This window comes from Microcoleus asticus IPMA8 (assembly GCF_013179805.1).
GTDB lineage: Bacteria > Cyanobacteriota > Cyanobacteriia > Cyanobacteriales > Microcoleaceae > Microcoleus > Microcoleus asticus.
In genome coordinates this window covers 1-18,852 of record NZ_SRRZ01000141.1, presented here as the reverse complement: position 1 = coordinate 18,852, position 18,852 = coordinate 1, and the positions used below count along the sequence as shown (strand labels likewise).

The window sequence follows — 18,852 nt, the reverse complement described above, 5'->3', positions numbered from 1 at the left end:
TCATTTTCTTTACCTCATCTTTATTTGACGATTTTACTAGCTTTTTCATTTTAACTCTTTTTTGACACATTCGCAAAAGTGAGATGCACCCGTTGGCGGAATTATTGGATGGGAGCGCCAACTCAGACAGAAACCAGCGGGATTAAGAACTCATATGCTAGTAAGTATGGGTTCTGCCTTGTTTGTTTTAATACCGCTAGCAATGGGTAAAAATGAAAATGGAGGATATGCTGTAGATCGCGTAATTCAAGGCATTGCTGCCGGGATTGGGTTTTTGGGAGGCGGAGAAATCCTGCGACAAAATCAACAGGAAATAGGCAAAGTTGAAGTTCACGGGCTCACCTCTGCGGCCGCTATTTGGGTGTCAGCAGCTTTAGGAACTGCGGCAGGATGCGGATTGTGGCAACTGGCATTAATTGGCGCTTTAATGTCGCTGTTTGTTCTAAGAGTAATTAAAGAGTTAGAGCGTCAGAGTCGCAAATAGTCTCAGTCATTATATAACGTCTGGTAAAATAACCGTTATAAAGTTTGTAGTGACGACCAAAGTCCGAGGGAGTTTTCTGAGGACTTTAGCCCTCACTACCAACCAATTTGATGGGGTCGATTGAGGATAGATAATATTAGCTGTTTCATACCAAGTCCAGTTAATCACCGATCGTAAATTATTGCCCCTCATCCAAGCCAGACCTGTCTAGGTGGTAAAAAATTAGCTCAAATGCTCGAAAGATCTGTTTCCGGCGAGTGATGTTTTTATTTACTAGCTAATTAATAATAAATAACATCTCAAGAATAATGCTCAACCGTTACGACGCAAACACGTTGACTACACCTTGATATGTCCGATCGTCCAAGCCTTGCCTTTGAGGACTCAAGTCCTCACTACCAGCTTGAATATTAATTTAAATTTAATTGGATTTCGATCGATACCGATAAAACCAAATTAGCAATATTTTTACTATTAATGAATTTAGGATAAATTTGAGTACAATTTAATTATCATATCAGCCTTTTTTTGGCAGATAAATTAATATTTGTCGCGTCAAAGAATTGAATAAAGCTGATTAATTTACTTCCTGAAAATTTGACACTTTTATCGATTCCAAGGACTCTTGCCTCACGCGACCCGCCATCGCAGCTAACTGCAAGCTCATAAAAGCATTCAAATCTTCCAAATCACATTTAGCTGACGAAAAAATCTGCTGCATTTCATTTTCCGCTTCCACACTCAGATATCCAGCGGCAATAGCTTGTTTTACAACTTCACGAATCTGCACGATCGAAATGTCCCTTACTAATTTTGCACCCATCAAAAGCCAACTAATTACTAACAGGAAGTTTTAGAGGCTGTCTCGCCAAACAGTTCAAATTGTTTCCGCTCGCGAGACTCTTGTTTCACTCCTCCGGACATAGCTGCTAGTTGCAGAGCCATAAAAGCATTTAAGTCTTCCAGCTCATACTTGGTAGTAGTTAACATCCGCCGCAGTTGATTTTCGGCTTCAATAGTGAGATAGCCTAGGGTCAGAGCTTGTTGGGCGAGGTCGCGAATCAGTACCATAACACTTGTGGGTTTTATTGGTTGAAGTTTCAGTATCAACCGTTTTAAGCGAATCGGCAGTGACGGCTATTGCTCAATTGGTGTGACATTTTTAAAGGTCGGTCGTGACAGCCGGAGTAGCAGAGTGTGACTAAGTATTTGCACGGGTGTGACGGCGATCACGCGGGGGATGCCACAGGAGAAGGGGGGGAGGGGGGAGTCGGAGAGTGTCCGGGTGGTGGAGTCGGAGAGTGTCCGAGTGGGGGAGTTTCACAGTGGGAGCATTTTTCTTCTTCCCTCGAACTAATGGCTAATGACTAATGACTAATGACTAATGACTACTGCCTTGTACCTTCAGAAGACGCTCAACGTCTATAATCAGCAAGTTAAATATTTACGGCAAGACATATGGAACCAGTTCATAAAGATTTGCTACAACAAATAGCCCGACTATCGGAAACTTATGCTAATTTGGCCGATCGCCTTTCCCAAGCAGCCAAACAACTGCAAGACTCGGGCCTTCCTCCCTCTGACAGCTTGCTGCAAGAAGTCGCCACCTACAGCCGCAACTTTGCCACAGTCCAAAAACAAGCTCTCGAACTCAACAAATCCACGATCGCGCCGGGGGAAATTGCTTCGCTCAAAGACATTCAAAACTTAGTCGAGACTGTAGCAGCTTCCGAAGGTAAAGCAGAAATTCGCGACGCAGCTTTGAAAGTTATCGATCGAGTATTGGCGATCGCCCACCGCGAACAAAGCGACTTCGCGCCCTTACAATCAGTTCATGCCAAAGCCCGCGAACTGCACCGCGCGATTTCCGAATCAACCCCAACTCAACTGCATTCCGACGCTGAATCTTTAGTCAGCGGCAAGCACCCAGTTTCAGCAGTGCTCGCCCTGGTGGAACAGCAAGACAAATTAGACGACGAACAGTGGGTCATCCTCGAAGAAACAGTCAGCGCCGCTTTTGGCAAACAAATAGCCGTCGCCATTTCTAGAGGCAAATTAACCATTGCTGAGATGGTAAAAGCAGCACCTGCTAAAGTCGAACCCGCATTGAAAGCAGCGCCCGAACCAAAAATCAGCGCCCAACCCTTACCTGAAGTGATTATCATTCCGTCGGGAAATGTTGCGCCGAAACAAGTTGCAGTTGCGCCACAGATCCAGATTTTGGAATCCCCCGCACCTTCGGCACCCATGCACGAGGTGATTATCGTTCCCAGCGTCGAAGTACCTCAGTCCCTCCAGACAACCGGCTCCGGGAACATTGTTTTTGGCGCACCTCGCAACATTCAACAGGCTCCTGTAGAGGGCGCTTTGGGAATCAAAGTTTTGGCGCACATTCAGGGAATTGGCGATCGAACTTTCGGTGCTCAAGAATACGCGGGTACTAAAGCTCAAGGACGGCGCGTCGAAGGATTTCAAATTAATATCGATCCCCCAATTCCCGGCTTAAATGTCGAGTACATGGCTCACGTCGAAGGTGTTGGCGATACTCCTTGGCTCAGCGAAGGAGAATTGGCGGGTTTTCGGGGTCAAGCGAAACGAATTGAAGGATTTGCAGTGCGGTTGAGCGGGCCGCAAGCTGATAAGTACGACGTATTTTATAGCGCTCACATTCAGAATATCGGCGACACCGATGTGTCCTCCAACGGCGAATATTGCGGCACTCGCGGCAAAGCTTTGAGAATCGAGGGCATCAAAGTTTGGATCGCGCCGTCTGCTAGTTCCCAAACAGCGGCGCCTGTGGGTTTAAAAGTGTTGGCGCACATTCAAGGAATTGGCGATCGAACTTTTAGCGATCGAGAATATGCCGGCACACGCGCTCAAGGCCGCCGCGTGGAAGGATTTCAAATTAAAATAGAGCCTCCCGTTGCCGGTTTAAATTTGCAGTACATGGCTCACGTTGAAGGAGTTGGCGACACTGCTTGGATATCGGAAGGCGAGCTAGCTGGCTTCCGGGGCAAAGCGAAGCGCATTGAGGGATTTGCCGCGCGGCTGACTGGGCCGCAAGCTGATAAATACGACGTATTTTATACGGCTCACATTCAGAATGTAGGCGATACTCCTGTTACTGCTAACGGTCAATATTGCGGCACTCGCGGCAAAGGTTTGAGGGTTGAGGGGATGACGATTTGGGTTGAGGCTAAGGGGTAATAACGATCGATGAATGGAAAATTTTAAATTGTATTTTCCATTCATTAAATACTCGAATAACTAGGGTGCGTCAATTCACATTATTTGCGCCACAAACTAACAATCTCCAAGCTGATGCACCGCTCGATAATATCATGTTCGGCTAATTACTTGTCATTGTTCGCGCTCGTGTCGCAATCTCAGATGGTGGCGATTGCTTCGCTTCACTGCGTGCGTTCCGCTCGCAATGACAAATTATAACTAATTTACCGAACATGATATAAATGGTGCGTCATAATTCGATTTTTCATACTTCTTGAAAATCTCTAATCTGACGCACCCTTCCGCTGACGCACCAGCCAATAAACGGTGCGTCAGAAAACGATATTTTATAATTTCTGTGCTTATTCAGAATCAAAAAATTGACAGCAATATGTCTCTTTGACCATTTCAGCTTGAATTTTTTTGTTGATTTCGGAGCGATTCAGTTCCCTGTTGCGGATGGTATGCGCGATATCGAATCCAGCCCAAATTAACATTCCGAAGACGATCGCACCAATCAAATATCCCATAGATTTCTTTAAAGGTTGAGGTTGGCTGTAGCTAATATAGCACAGCGATTGCCAGCAGACAGGATGCAAATCATTGCTGTTGAGTGCGGATGTCAGCTTGTTATAGCAGATGTTGAAAGCTTTAGTTATTCTTGAGAGACGAAAGTCGATCGTCAACAGAATATTAAGCAATTTTCACATTTACAGGCTGTGGAATTACACGGTTGCCGAACGGGAAATGCTCTTGAGCGAATGTATCCGTAAAATGTATAAATGATACTTTACAGCGCGGTAGAGTTTGAGTTAACATCGGCTGAGCCGATAAAATATTGCACCCCCAAAAACCAAACATTCAGATACACGCTAGCGATAATTTTACCGTAATTTTACGGTGTTTGGGGATAAATAGTTACTTAAAAAAGCCTTAAAAATCCGGCTACAGTTGCTCACAAGTCTTTTCCATCAATACTTACATATAAATATGTCATTGCCAGCAGACGATCGCCCGCAATCCCCAACTACTGATAGTGAATCTTCCTATCAACTTTCACCGATACAGCAAGGGATGTTGTTCGACAGCCTTTCGGGTCAACAATCAGGGATAGACATCGAACAAGCGATCTGTAGTATTCGGGAAAATTTGAATGTTTCAGCTTTCATCAAAGCTTGGCAGCAAATAGTGCAGCGGCATCCAATCTTGAGAACCAGCTTTTCTTGGTCAGGTAAAGAAGTTCCCCTGCAAATGGTACATCACCAAGTTGAACTCCCAAGCGTTGAACTAGACTGGCGAAATTTGTCGGAGGGCGATCGTGCAAACCAACTCGCAACCTATTTGGAAGCCGATCGCCTGCAAGCCTTTGACCTCACTCAACCCCCGCTGATGCGTTTGGCTTGGTTCCGCTTGTCGGAAACCGAGTACAAACTCATCTGGACTTATCACCACATTTTGCTTGACAGTACCTCTGCAATAACTGTTTTGCAAGAAGTTTTTACCTTGTACGAATCTCTATGTGCCGATCGACCATTAGAATTAAAACCGCCCCGCTGCGATCGAGATTGCATCGAGTGGAGGCAGCAGCCAGACATCTCGAAAGCAGAAACATTCTGGAAACAATACTTAAGCGGTTTCAGCGCTCCTACCCCTCTGGTTGGGGATTTTTCAAGGGCGGGCAAGATGCCCGTCCCACCAGGAAATTCATCAGTTGTGGAACAGGCATCTGGCCTGTTCCTGACACCAACAGAAAATTTATCAGCAGAACCAGAAATTCGGCTTTCTAGTACCGTAACCGCAGCCTTAAACTCCCTAATTCAAGAACACCAACTAACCCTAAATACCCTGCTGCAAGGAGCGTGGGCTTTACTTTTAAGCCGCTGTTCCGGTTCTGAAGATGTAGTATTTGGAACTATTTGCAACAGCCGATCGCAGAATCTAGAAAACGCAGAATCAGCGGTAGGATTATTCATAAATACTTTGCCATTTCGGGTAATTGTATCTCCCGCTCTACCAGCGATCGACTGGCTCAAACAACTGCAAACTCAGTGGACGGCTTTTCAAGAATACGGGAACGTGCCGCTGGCAAAAACTCAAGAATGGAGCGAGATTCCCCGCGGCACAGCTTTATTTGAAAGCCTGCTAGTAGTTGAAAAATCTCACATTAACTCTGCCTTGCAAGCTCTGGGTGGCAACTGGCAAAACCGAGAATTTCAGCTTTTAGAACAGACAAGTTTTCCCCTAACAGTTTACGCATACGGAGGAACCGAACTGCTGCTAAAAATTGCTGGCGATCGCCAGCGGTTCGATCCGATCGCCATTACCCGAATGTTGGGACACCTGCAAACTTTGCTAGAAAGTATAGCCGCGAATCCTCAGCAGAAAATCAGCAAATTGTCAATGCTGACAGCAGCCGAACTTGCTCAGTTGCAGGAGTGGAATCAAACTCAAGCAAATTATCCCCAAGATAAATGCGTTCACCAATTATTTGAAGCACAAGTCGATCGATCGCCCGATGCCATTGCCGCCGTTTTTTCCCAAAACCTCCAACAGCAACTCACCTACCTGGAACTCAATTCCAAAGCCAATCAACTAGCCCATTACTTGCAGCAATTAGGCGTCGGGGCCGATGTTTTAGTAGCTATTTGCATGGAACGTTCCTTAGAAATTGCGATCGCCGTTTTAGGCGTTCTCAAAGCAGGCGCAGCTTACGTTCCTCTCGATCCGGCCTACCCCCAAGAACGGCTGACCTTCATGTTAGCCGACACCCAAGCTCCGGTTATCCTCACTCAATCTCACTTAATATCGGAGTTGCCCGCACATCAAGCCCGCGCCGTTTGCTTGGACGCAGACTGGGAAACAATCAGCAGTCACAGCACGGAGAACCCAGCTAGCACCGTCTCTCCCCAAAATTTAACTTATACAATATATACATCAGGTTCCACAGGCAAACCCAAAGGAGTTCCCCTCCCGCACCGCGCCTTAGTCAACCTAATTGCGTGGCAACTGCAAAACTCGACCCTTGAAGGCGCAGCCAAAACCCTGCAATTTGCATCTCTCAGCTTCGATGTCTCGTTTCAAGAAATGTTCTGTACTTGGTGTGCCGGCGGCACCCTCGTTTTCATCACAGAAGAAATCCGGCGAGATGCCCAGAGTTTGTTGCAGCTAATCGACAAACAAAAGATTCAAAGACTGTTTCTCCCTTTTATCGCCCTGCAACATTTAGCCGAAGCAGCCGATACCTATCAGCTAATACCGAAATCGCTGCGCGAAGTAATCACCGCCGGCGAACAGTTGCAAGTCAACCGTTACATAGCCAGTTTCTTTCAGCAGCTAGAAAATTGTACTCTGCACAATCAATATGGCCCCTCCGAGAGCCACGTTGTAACAGCTTATACCCTCGCAGGCCCGCCCGGAGATTGGCCCGCACTGCCTCCGATCGGCCGCCCTATTGCCAACACGGAGATATATCTGTTACAAAAAGATGGTGAGCCTATACCTTTAGGAGTAGGGGGAGAACTGTACATCGGGGGTATCTGTTTGGCCCGGGGCTATCTCAACCGCCCGGACTTGACTGCTGAAAAATTTATTCCCAATCCTTTTAAACACAATGAAATAAGCGCGATCGAATCCGATCTTTCCCTTCTGCCTTCAGAAGATCGCCTTTACAAAACAGGAGATTTAGCTCGCTACCTGCCCGACGGTAACATCGAGTACATCGGGCGGATTGACGGCCAAGTCAAAATTCGCGGCTTCCGCATAGAGTTGGGAGAAATCGAAACCGCACTGGCAAAACATCGCGCCGTCAAACAAGCTGTGGTGCTGGCGCGGGAAGACGCACCGGGGGACAAACGACTGGTTGCATACATAGTTGCCAATCCAGAGGAGAAATTGGCAATAGCCGAACTCCGCCCTTACCTGCAAGGGCAACTCCCAGATTACATGGTGCCTGCGGTGTTTGTGAATGTTGAGGCGATGCCGAAGACGCCCAGCGGGAAAATCGACCGCCGCGCCCTGCCGGCACCTGACTCGCAGCGACAAGAACAGTCCCAGAGTTACGCTGCACCGCAAAGCGAGTTGGAGCTTTTGCTGGCAGGTGTTTGGTCTAAGCTGCTGAAGCTCGATCGCATCGGCATTCACGACAATTTCTTCGAGATTGGAGGCAATTCTTTGATGACGCTGCAAGTTGCAGTCCAAGTCCGGGATCTGCTAGCTAAAGACTTACCGGTTGTGAAATTGTTCCAGCACCCGACGATCGCCCAATTGGCAAATTATTTAAATCAGGGACAGACTGCAAGCCCATCTAACAACAAATTTCAAGACAGGGCCGATCGGCAAAAAGCTGCTTTTAAACGGCAAAAGCAATCTACCAAAAAACCCTAATTTATGACAAATTCGCAGGAAAACTCAGAACTTGACGGCATTGCGATTATTGGCATGGCGGGCCGCTTTCCCGGCGCTGCCAGTGTCGGTGAATTATGGCAGAATTTGTGCGGCGGAGTGGAGTCTACAACGTTGTTCGGCGACGCCGAACTAGACCCCAGTATTGACCCCAATCTCAGACAAGATCCGAATTACGTCAAAGCTAGAGGAATTATTGACGGTGCCGATCGCTTTGATGCAGCATTTTTCGGCGTGAGTACCCGCGAAGCCGAAATTACAGACCCGCAGCAGCGCGTTTTTTTAGAAATAGCTTGGGCCGCCCTAGAAAATGCAGGCTGCGATCCGAATACCTTCAACGGCTCGATCGGAGTGTACGCCGGCACGGGCAACAATACTTATTTTCCCAACAACATCGCCGGACGATCGGATGTAATTTCCCGCGCGGGCGAGTTTCAGGTGATGGTAGCCAACGAAAAAGACTACATTGCTACCCGCACCTCTTACAAACTGAATCTCAAGGGGCCGAGCGTCAGCGTGCATACCGCTTGTTCTACATCATTAGTTGCAGTTTGTCAAGCTTTTTATGCTTTGATGAGCTACCAGTGCGACCTAGCCCTGGCCGGCGGGATCTCAATTACGGTGCCCCAAAATAGCGGTTATTTGTATCAAGAAGGGGGGATGTTCTCCAGCGACGGACACTGCAAACCTTTCGACGCCAAGGCTGAAGGAACCGTGTTCGGCAACGCAGCCGGAGCAGTTGTACTCAAGCGTTTGGAAGAAGCGATCGCCGACAGAGATACAATCTATGCCGTAATTCGCGGAGTCGGCTTGAATAACGACGGGGCAGCCAAAGTCAGCTTTGCAGCACCAAGCGTAGACGGGCAAGCAGACGCGATCGCGATGGCGCACGCGATGGCAGACGTGAATCCCGAAACGATATCCTACGTCGAAACCCACGGCACGGCAACCCCCCTGGGCGATCCGATCGAAATAGAAGCGCTGACTCAGGCTTTTTCCCTGAAAACCGCAGCCAAACAATTTTGCGCGATCGGCTCCGTCAAAAGCAACTTCGGACACACGATCGCCGCGGCGGGAGTCACAGGGCTGATCAAAACAGCTTTAGCCCTCAAACACCAGCAAATACCCGCTACTCTGCACTTCGAGCAACCGAATCCAGCCATTGATTTTGCCAACAGCCCCTTCTACGTCAACGCCGAACTCTCGGAATGGAAAGCGGGCAAAACGCCCAGAAGAGCGGGTGTCAGTTCGTTTGGTGTCGGCGGCACCAACGCTCACGTTGTCCTCGAAGAAGCGCCCGCACTGGAACCGTCAAGTCCTTCTCGCCCGCGGCAGTTACTGCTGCTGTCGGCGAAAACTCCATCTGCTTTGGACGCAGCTACCGCAAATTTGCGATCGCACCTCGCCCAAAACCCGGAGATCGATCTCGCCGATGCTGCTTACACCCTGCAAACCGGGCGTCAAGCCTTCAATTACCGCCGTTTCGCCGTTTGCAGCGATCGCACCGATGCCGTGCAGGTACTCGAATCCCTGCCACCGCTGCGTACAGCAACCCGCTGCGCCGAATCCAGAAATCCGGCAGTAATCTTCATGTTTCCGGGACAAGGGTCGCAATACGTCAATATGGGCTTGAATTTGTACGAATCCGAGCCTTTATTCCGCGAAACAGTCGATCGCTGCGCCGATATTTTGCAGCCGCACCTCGGCCGAGATTTGCGGAAAGTCCTGTATCCCGGCAGCGATGAAGCGACAGCCGCCGAATCCCTCCGCCAAACTTTCTTGACTCAGCCTGCGATATTTACCGTAGAATACGCGCTTTCCAAGCTGTGGCAGAGTTGGGGCGTCACTCCCCAAGGTGCGATCGGGCACAGCATCGGCGAATTTGTAGCGGCAACGATCGCAGGCGTGTTTTCCCTTGAGGATGCCTTGATGTTAGTGGCAGCGAGGGGGCGCTTGATGCAAGATTTGCCGGGGGGTTCGATGCTGTCGGTGCGGTTGCCGGCGGCGCAAGTCGAGGGGCGGTTGAGTGCGGATTTGGCAGTGGCTGCGGTGAATGCGCCGGATTTGTGCGTGGTTTCCGGGCCGACGGAGGCGATCGCACTTTTTCAGCAGCAACTAGAAAGCGAAAACGTTGTCTGCAAACAACTGCACACTTCCCACGCTTTTCATTCGCCGATGGTAGATTCGATCGTCGAACCTTTCGCCGAATATGTCAAAAAAGTGCAGTTGTCAGCGCCAACTATCCCATTTGTTTCTACTGTAACTGCTAGTTGGATAACAGCGGAACAAGCAACAGATCCCATGTATTGGGCGCGGCATTTGCGGGCAACAGTGCGTTTTGCCGACGGGATAAAAGAGCTTTGGCAAGATCCGAACCGGATACTTTTGGAAGTCGGGCCGAGAACAACGGCTGCTACTTTAGCTCGCAAACAAGCCAAAGATTTGAAAAAACAAGTTGCCATTTCTTCCCTCGGCGACAGCCCTGAAAATCAAACTGAATGGGCGGCTTTGTTGAGTGCAGCCGGACAGCTTTGGCTCTGCGGAGTATCGATCGACTGGCAGAGCTTTTATCAAGAGGAAACGCGCGATCGCCTTCCCTTGCCGACTTATCCCTTCGAGAGCAAGCGTTTCTGGATCGAACCAAACGTGTCAGAGGGCAAGAGTGAAATAGTGGAGGAATTGCCCGCTTCTGAATTACCAATTACCACTTCCCAGTTACCAACTACCAATTCCCAATTACCGATGCCAAATTCACAGGTTGAAACCAAACAAGCAGCGCGCAAATACAGACTTATCCCTGTAATTAAAAACATCCTAGAAGAAACTTCTGGCGAGGATTTAGGCAGTGTTGATGAGGACTTAACTTTCCTAGAAATGGGTTTAGATTCTCTATCTTTAACTCAAGTAGCGCTGAATTTGCAAAAAGAATTTAGCATCAAAATTACCTTTCGCCAACTATTAGAAACTTTCCCCACTCTCGGCACTTTATCTGAATTTATCGATGGTGCTCTGCCGCCGGAGGTTTTGCCTGCAACTCCTGCCGTCCAACAAGCCGCGCCCGCACCAGCACCAGCACCGGCGATCGCGCCGACAGCAGCACCTCCTGCGCCCATTGCCACTCCCGTTGCAGTCAGCGACCCTGTAAATCTGCCCTTACCCAGCCCTGGACCTCAAATTTTGAATCCCGTACAGTCTGGCAATCTCGAATACCTGATCGGGCAGCAGTTGCAAATTATGTCGCGACAGCTAGAACTGTTGGGCGGCGCTGGTTTGGTTCCCGCACAGCCGGCACCTGCCAACAACGGTCAAGTTATGCCGCAGCCGCCGGCACCCGTTCAAAATATCCCTCCATCCCAGACTAACGGCAGCGCGATCGCACCAACAGCGGAACCAACCGCAGAACCAAAAAAGGTGTTCGGTGCCGCCGCCCGCATCGACACATCCGATCGCGACGGATTAACTCCGCAGCAATCAGCATATTTAGAAACATTTGTCAAGCGATATACGGCGCGAACTCAGAAATCCAAACAGTACACTCAGACTCACCGCCATCACCTCGCCGATCCGCGGGTAGTTTCGGGGTTTAACCGGACGATGAAAGAGTTGGTTTATCCGATCGTGGTGGGGCGATCGTCCGGTTCTAAACTTTGGGATGAAGACGGCAACGAGTACGTGGATTTAACCAACGGTTTCGGGTCGAACTTTTTCGGATATTCGCCTGCATTTATCACAGAAGCGATCGCAGCTCAAATGCAGCGCGGGTATGAAATCGGCCCGCAAACACCGCTAGCAGGCGAAGTTGCCGAACTCGTGTGCGAAATGACAAAACACGATCGCGCCGCCTTCTGCAACACGGGTTCTGAGGCAGTTTTGGGCGCAATGCGCCTGGCCCGCACCGTCACGGGCAACAGTACGATCGTCATGTTTACCGGAGACTATCACGGAATTTTCGACGAAGTGATCGTGCGCGGCACCAAAAAACTGCGATCGCTCCCCGCAGCACCGGGCATTCCCCAATCCGCCGTTGACAATACTTTAATCCTCGACTACGGCGAACCCGAATCCCTGGAAATCCTCAAAGCGCGGGCGGGCGAGTTTGCAGCCATCATGGTAGAACCGGTACAAAGTCGCCGTCCCGACTGGCAACCGCGAGAATTCCTCCACGAAGTGCGCCGGATTACCGAGCAAGCCGGTTGCGCCTTCATTATGGACGAAGTGATTACCGGATTCCGAGTTGCACCGGGCGGGGCCCAAGAATATTTCGGCGTACAAGCGGATATCGGCACCTACGGCAAAGTCGTCGGCGGCGGGATGTCGATCGGGGTAATCGCGGGCAAATCCGCCTGGATGGACGCTTTAGATGGCGGTTTTTGGCAGTTCGGCGACGACTCGTTCCCGGAAGTAGGCGTTACCTATTTTGCAGGGACTTTTGTGCGCCATCCCCTGACTTTAGCAGCCGCCAAGGCATCCCTAGAATATTTGAAACGGGGCGGGCCTTCATTGCAGCGCGAACTCAATGCCAAAACTGACAAATTCGTTGCAGAATTGAACGCCATGTTCGATCGAGAGCAAGCACCTTTCACGGTTAAAAACTTTGGTTCCCTGTTCAAAATTACCTACCCCCAAGATTTTACTCATGGAGAACTGCTGTTTTACTCGCTGCGCGAAAAAGGAATTCACATTTGGGATCACCGCCCGTGTTTTCTGACGCTAGCGCATTCCGACGCAGATATTGCTTTTGCCAAGGAAGCATTTAAAAACAGCATTGCCGAATTGCAGTCAGCCGGATTTTTGGCAGATCCGTCTGGCGGGACTGTTCGGGCGATCGATTTCCACAAAAATGGCAATACAAATGGATCGAAATCCTCAACTGTTTTCGCAAGCAATTCTCCTGTACCCGGTGCAAAATTAGGGCGAGATCCCAATGGCCATCCAGCTTGGTATATCGCAGATCCAGAGCGTCCAGGAAAACATTTACAAGTAGGAGATAGTTTATCAAATTGACGGTTAGGGTTGGTAATTAAATCCTGTAGGGGCGGGTTTTACCAACCATCTGAGCCTAAGACAAATAATCTCGCAAACCCGCCCCCACCCAACGGTAAATCTCAATCTACCTGTAGGGGCGGGTTTGACCAACAATAATTACCTCTGACCAACAATCTCGCAAACCCGCCCCACGAACACGATAAATCTCTTCAAATCGGCAATGAATTTCAACTAACCAACACAGGAAAAACCCCAATGCTCCAAACAGCAAAAACTATTCAAGTAGACCGCCGCACAGGTCTGACTCACGGGGAATTTGTCAGGGAGTACCGCAATCCCGGCAAACCAGTTATTTTCACGGATTTATCAAAAGATTGGCCTGCCAAAACGAAATTTACGCCGGAGTATTTTCAAGAAAGATTTGGCGATCGAGAAATTGAAATAGGTGGTAAAATTTACACGCTCAACAAATTGTTCGATTTGCTCAAGAATTCCACAAAAGAGAATCCGGCTCCCTATCCCTTCAAACTAAATGTTCGCAAAGATTTTGCCGATTTAGAGCCTGATATTTCTCCCAGACCGAGTATTGCCACACCCGATCGCACGCACAGCAGCTTAATCCCGAAGATGCTGCTAAATGATTTGTACGACTTAGAAATATTCTTCGGCGGGCCTGGCGGAGAATTTCCTTATTTGCACTACGATTTTCTCGGGCTTTATGCGTATATCAATCAACTGTACGGGGAAAAAGAATTTACAATTTTTCCGCCGGAACAGCAAAAGTATCTTTACCCAAAACCAGGCTCTCCTTGGCTATCTGAGATTGAGAACCATCACAATCCTGACTTAAAAAAATATCCGCTTTTGGCTGAAGCTACGCCAATAACTATTACCATCTCAGCCGGTGAAACGCTATTTATTCCCTGCGGCTGGTATCACACGGCAAGGTCGCTGACTTTAACAATTTCCGTAGCATTTGACCAACTTTGCGAATCAAATTGGAAATTTTTTACGAACGAATGTTGCATCCCCAGGGGCAACAATTCGGTCAAAGCCAAAATGATTAATGCTTATCTGACTGGTGCAGGTGCTTTGTTGAGTGCTCGCGAAAGATTGATGGGGACGGAGTAATACATTTGGGTTCGTTAGACATCTCCAACAAATAATCTCAAACCGTTTGATTTGATAGATGTAAGGGTTACGCTTTCCTCGCTTGGTTGGAGGGTGAAGCACTTGGGCATAAAACAATAGGTTGTCTCCCTGCTTTGTCGCCCCTCGCCGTACCCCCTACATCTGTCACTTAAATTTATTTAGTTGTACTACTGTTAATAGCCCATGAAAATAGCCGCAGATTTACAACCGAAACTAACTGCTGTAGACTTCGATCCTTTCGCAGGCGGAGAACTTTTTGCTTGCGTACCCGCGACGGAATCGCAAAAAGAAATCTGGATTGCCGTGCAAATGGGAGACGAGGCAAATTGTGCTTATAACGAGTCGATGTGTCTGCGATTGCAAGGAAACCTCGACATTCAATCTCTCCGATTTTCCATTCAGGAATTAGTGCAGCGGCACGAGGCGCTGCGGGCAACATTTAGCCCTGACGGATCGACTCTTTGTATTGCGTCGTCGATCGAACTCGACATTCCGGCGATCGACTTGTCAAGTGTGGACGATCGCGATCGCGAATCGAAATTAGCTTATTTGCGCAGCCAAGAAGTCGATCGCCCTTTCCATCTAGTGCGCGGGCCGCTGTTTCGCAGTCAAATTATTAAGCTGCAAGAGCAGGAACACATCGTGATTCTCACCGGCCACCACATCATTTGCGATGGCTGGTCTTGGGGCATACTATTCCCGGATTTGGGAGCAATTTATTCTGCCAAAAAGCAAGGGTTAGCTGCCAATCTTCCACAGCCAGAAAGTTTTATAGAATACGCAATTTCACAAGAAGAAAACTCAACAACAACCGAAATTATTGAGGCTGAAAAGTATTGGTTAGAACAGTTCTCAGGCACAATTCCGGTGCTAGATTTGCCGACTGACAGAGCGCGACCTGCTTTGAGAACTTACCAGGGTTCGCGGGAAGATTGGGAACTCAATCCTGATTTGGTTGCTAACCTCAAGCGCCTCGGGAAAAAAGCAGGGTGCAGTTTTTTTACAACTCTCTTTGCTGCATTTGAAGCTTTTATGTACCGCTTGTGCGGGCAAGAGGATTTGGTTGTCGGAATGCCGGCGGCGGGACAACTGGTTGGAGGAAAAGACAAGCTTGCGGGACACTGCGTGAGCTTGTTGCCGCTGCGCACCCGCATTAACGAGGAACAATCTTTTAGAGATTATTTGCGATCGCGCCGCACGGCAATTTTAGATGCTCTCGACTGCCAGCAGATTACCTTCGGTACTTTGGTAAAAAAACTAGCAGTGCCGCGGGACTTCAGCCGCATTCCGCTAGTGCCTGTAACTTTTAATCTGGATGTGCAGCTTGCAGAAGAGCAACTTAATTTTGACGGTTTTGAAGCTGAAGTTTTCTCGAATCCGAGAACTTCGGAAAACTTTGAATGGGCAGTGAATGCCAGCGAAACAAAAAACAAACTCGTGCTGGAGTGCCAGTACAATACCAACTTATTTGATGCTGCGACAATCCGCCGCCGCATGGCTGAATTTGAGGTGCTGTTAGAGGGGATAGTTGCTAATCCAGAGCACCCGCTGAAAAACTTGCCAATTTTGACGGCAGCGGAACAGCAACAGCTATTAGTTGAATGGAATAACACTCAAACAAATTATCCCGAATCAGCCTGCATTAACCAACTATTTGAAGTTCAAGCAGAACAAACTCCCGACGCTGTAGCCGTAGTTTTTGGAGAGCAACAGCTAACCTACCAACAGCTAAATTGTCGCGCCAATCAACTCGCACATTACTTGCAAACTTTGGGGGCTGGCCCGGAAGTTTTAGTGGGCATTTGTTTGGATCGCTCTATGGATGCGATCGTCTCGCTTTTAGCTGTTCTCAAAGCCGGATCGGCTTACTTGCCCTTAGACCCCGCTTATCCCAAAGAGCGGCTGGATTTCATGCTGTCAGACGCCCAAATATCGGTGCTTTTGACTCAACATAACCTAGTAGAAAGACTTCCCGACTGCGGAGCAAAAGTAATTTGTCTGGAGGCGGCGCAGCAGGAAATAGACGCACAAAGTGAGATAAACCCAGCCAGTCTCGCTAATGCAGACAATCTAGCTTATGTAATGTATACTTCTGGTTCGACAGGCAAGCCCAAAGGCGTTTGCGTCGTCCACCGGGGTGTAGTGCGGTTAGTCAAAGACACTAATTTCGCCAGCCTCACCGCAGCAGAAGTATTCCTGCAACTTGCTCCGATTTCCTTCGACGCCTCGACTTTGGAAATTTGGGGAGCGCTGCTGAACGGGGCGCAACTGGCGGTATTCCCTCCCGGCAGCCCATCTTTGGCAGAGTTGGGAGAGGCGATTCGCTTATATAATGTGACAATTTTGTGGCTGACAGCCGGACTGTTTCACTTGATGGTGGACGATCGCATTGAGGATTTAAAGGGTGTGCGCCAACTGTTGGCAGGCGGTGACGTTTTATCTGTTCCCCACGTCCAGAAGTTGCTGCGAGAAGTTCCAAACTGCAAATTAATTAACGGTTACGGGCCGACCGAAAATACGACTTTTACTTGCTGCGCGCCGATCGACTCTGCCAGTCAAATTAGCAATTCCGTTCCTATCGGGCGGGCGATCGCCAATACTCAAGTTTACATACTCGATCGGTATTTGCAGCCAGTGCCGATCGGCGTTCCGGGGGAATTGTATGCAGGCGGCGCAGGCTTAGCCAGAGGCTACCTCAACCGCCCCGATTTGACAGCCCAAAGGTTCATTCTCAATCCTTTCAACGATTTTAGATTGCCGATTTTAGATTTTAGATTGGGGAATGCTGGTGAGAAACTAGAGATTGCTGAAAGCCAAGAAGCATCTAATCATCCCAAATCAAATCGCCTTTACAAAACAGGGGATTTAGCCCGCTACCTGCCTGACGGTAACATCGAGTACCTCGGACGCACCGACAATCAGGTAAAGATTCGCGGCTTCCGCATAGAAGTGGGAGAAATTGAGGCAGTGCTCGCCGCACATCCAGATGTCAGCCAAGCGGCGATCGCAGTTCAATTAGATGCTTCGGGCAACAAATGTCTCGCAGCTTATGCAGTTTCCCGCCCCGGTCAAATTCTCGCAGCCGCTACCCTGCGTGGCTTCCTGCAAGAAAGACTGCCAGACTACATGATACCTGCTGGGTTTGTTTTTCTCGACGCTTTGCCCTTAAACCCCAACGGCAAAGTAGACCGCCGCGCTTTGGCAACTCAAAAGTGGCAATCTAGCGACGCTGCGCCCAATGAAACAATTGCTGTTGCCCCCCGCGACAAGTTTGAATTCCAAGTGACAGAAATTTGGGAAAAAGTTTTAGGCATCAATTCAACGGGAATCAGGGACAATTTCTTCGAGGTGGGAGGACATTCCCTGCTAGCAGCGCGCCTGTTAGCTGAAATTGAGAAAGTATTTGACAAAAAGCTGCCGCTGTCTGCTATTTTCCAATCGCCAACAGTTGAGCAATTGGCTGACATTCTCCGCGAACCTGAATGGTCTTCGCCTTCTCCGTCAATGGTCGTGATTCAACCGGGAACCGGAAGTTACAAACCGCCTCTGTTCTGCATCCACGTACTCGGTAGAGGATTGGAATTTTACCGTCCTTTAATGAATTATATCGATCCATCGCAGCCTGTTTTGGGACTGTCAAGCCAGATTATGGATAAAAAATTGGCTCCCCCCAATCGAGTTGAGGAATTGGCAGCTTATTACATAAAAGAAATGCAAACTTTCCAGCCGCACGGCCCTTATTTTCTCTTAGGAGTATCTTTTGGGGGGACGGTAGCTTTTGAGATGGCTCGGCAACTTCACGATCTAGGTGAGAAGGTAGCTTTGCTGGGATTGTTGGACACTTACGGGCCGGCTACTTGCAAAAATTTCTCTGAGGTTAATAAGAGTCAACGAGCGATGAAAGTTTTACGGCTCACGCCTGCTTTATTTATGAAGAAAGCGAAGAGCAATCTGATGGGAAAAATCCAGGATCTCACTTATATTCAGTGGAGAATTTTGTGCAAGTTGTACGGGGCGATCGGGCGTCCCTTGCCAATTTATTTGGAAAACTTCTCTCATGGGGAATTAAATAATGAGGCATTGAGACATTATGTAGCGGGAGTTTATCCGGGCCGGGCTTCTATTTTCAAGGCAGTTGAGAGTGCGGCCGCGTTTGGTGCCGATCGCGAATTGGGTTGGGGTGGGGTAATTACGGGAGGAATAGAGGTTTACGACATTCCCAGCAACCACCTTGGGATGTTAAAAGAACCTCACGTTCGGGTACTGGGGGAAAAATTGCAGGCTGCGGTTGCTCGGTTTCAGGGTAAAAATTTATGAGATTTTAACCGCAGATCGACACAGATAAACACAGATTTTATCTGTGTCGATCGAACTAATGATGCACCACGTGCAACAAGCCTTCTACGATAGGGGCGATCGCACTTGGATCGGCCTTCGCAAGCCGCAGATTCGGCGGCTTGCGAAGGCTGGATACGACAGTCTCCAACAACAAGCGCAGGCGTTGCTGAGCTAGAGTATGAATAGGAGGAATAATTTATGCAATGCCCAGAATGTAAATCAACCCATATCCGTAAAAACGGCAAGAAGAAAGGAAAACAGAA

Annotated in this window: 12 protein-coding genes; 9 read left to right on the top strand and 3 right to left on the bottom strand. The window is 48.7% G+C overall.

The window, feature by feature from the left end; genetic code table 11:
* Positions 1 to 100 precede the first annotated feature (100 nt).
* Positions 101 to 484 (top strand): MgtC/SapB family protein, encoded by a 384-nt coding sequence (locus tag E5S67_RS27105; protein ID WP_172191851.1) that lies wholly within the window; start codon positions 101 to 103, stop codon positions 482 to 484.
* Between the two features lie 577 nt (positions 485 to 1,061).
* Here the strand turns inward: E5S67_RS27105 and E5S67_RS27100 are convergent.
* The gene (locus E5S67_RS27100) at positions 1,062 to 1,274 is read right to left on the bottom strand and encodes a hypothetical protein (RefSeq protein WP_425487382.1); all 213 of its coding nucleotides are present in this window, start codon (positions 1,272 to 1,274) and stop codon (positions 1,062 to 1,064) included.
* 50 nt (positions 1,275 to 1,324) lie between these two features.
* Positions 1,325 to 1,555 (bottom strand): hypothetical protein, encoded by a 231-nt coding sequence (locus E5S67_RS27095; RefSeq protein WP_172191847.1) that lies wholly within the window; start codon positions 1,553 to 1,555, stop codon positions 1,325 to 1,327.
* A gap of 126 nt (positions 1,556 to 1,681) precedes the next feature.
* On the opposite strand from E5S67_RS27095, the gene E5S67_RS27090 reads away from it, so the two are divergent.
* On the top strand, positions 1,682 to 1,855 hold the full coding sequence (locus tag E5S67_RS27090; RefSeq protein WP_172191845.1) for a hypothetical protein: 174 nt from the start codon (positions 1,682 to 1,684) through the stop codon (positions 1,853 to 1,855).
* An 87-nt stretch (positions 1,856 to 1,942) separates the two neighbouring features.
* A complete protein-coding gene (locus E5S67_RS27085) occupies positions 1,943 to 3,691 on the top strand; it encodes a hypothetical protein (RefSeq protein WP_172191843.1) in 1,749 nt (582 codons plus the stop codon).
* A gap of 383 nt (positions 3,692 to 4,074) precedes the next feature.
* Here E5S67_RS27085 and E5S67_RS27080 read toward each other — a convergent pair whose 3' ends face one another.
* Positions 4,075 to 4,413, bottom strand: a complete 339-nt coding sequence (locus E5S67_RS27080; protein WP_172191841.1) for a hypothetical protein — start codon at positions 4,411 to 4,413, stop codon at positions 4,075 to 4,077.
* Between the two features lie 289 nt (positions 4,414 to 4,702).
* Between E5S67_RS27080 and E5S67_RS27075 the strand changes: the two genes are divergently transcribed.
* The 6 genes from E5S67_RS27075 to E5S67_RS34895 all read left to right on the top strand — a co-directional run.
* Entirely contained in the window at positions 4,703 to 8,095 is a 3,393-nt protein-coding gene (locus tag E5S67_RS27075) for a non-ribosomal peptide synthetase (RefSeq protein WP_172191817.1), read from the top strand.
* A 3-nt stretch (positions 8,096 to 8,098) separates the two neighbouring features.
* Positions 8,099 to 13,117 (top strand): type I polyketide synthase, encoded by a 5,019-nt coding sequence (locus E5S67_RS27070; RefSeq protein WP_172191815.1) that lies wholly within the window; start codon positions 8,099 to 8,101, stop codon positions 13,115 to 13,117.
* Positions 13,118 to 13,354: 237 nt separating this feature from the next.
* Positions 13,355 to 14,230, top strand: a complete 876-nt coding sequence (locus E5S67_RS27065; protein ID WP_172191813.1) for a cupin-like domain-containing protein — start codon at positions 13,355 to 13,357, stop codon at positions 14,228 to 14,230.
* A gap of 204 nt (positions 14,231 to 14,434) precedes the next feature.
* On the top strand, positions 14,435 to 18,568 hold the full coding sequence (locus tag E5S67_RS27060; RefSeq protein ID WP_172191811.1) for a non-ribosomal peptide synthetase: 4,134 nt from the start codon (positions 14,435 to 14,437) through the stop codon (positions 18,566 to 18,568).
* A 43-nt stretch (positions 18,569 to 18,611) separates the two neighbouring features.
* Positions 18,612 to 18,764 (top strand): hypothetical protein, encoded by a 153-nt coding sequence (locus E5S67_RS27055; protein WP_172191809.1) that lies wholly within the window; start codon positions 18,612 to 18,614, stop codon positions 18,762 to 18,764.
* A 23-nt stretch (positions 18,765 to 18,787) separates the two neighbouring features.
* Positions 18,788 to 18,852, top strand: a 65-nt coding sequence (locus E5S67_RS34895; protein WP_422614717.1) for a transposase-like zinc-binding domain-containing protein, incomplete at its 3' end; no start/stop codon positions are given.

Coding starts and splice junctions, on each gene's coding strand:
- E5S67_RS27095 (WP_172191847.1), bottom strand. CDS start 1,555: ATGGTACTGATTCGCGACCTCGCCCAACAAGCTCTGACCCTAGGCTAT.
- E5S67_RS27065 (WP_172191813.1), top strand. CDS start 13,355: ATGCTCCAAACAGCAAAAACTATTCAAGTAGACCGCCGCACAGGTCTG.
- E5S67_RS27085 (WP_172191843.1), top strand. CDS start 1,943: ATGGAACCAGTTCATAAAGATTTGCTACAACAAATAGCCCGACTATCG.
- E5S67_RS27070 (WP_172191815.1), top strand. CDS start 8,099: ATGACAAATTCGCAGGAAAACTCAGAACTTGACGGCATTGCGATTATT.
- E5S67_RS27060 (WP_172191811.1), top strand. CDS start 14,435: ATGAAAATAGCCGCAGATTTACAACCGAAACTAACTGCTGTAGACTTC.
- E5S67_RS27075 (WP_172191817.1), top strand. CDS start 4,703: ATGTCATTGCCAGCAGACGATCGCCCGCAATCCCCAACTACTGATAGT.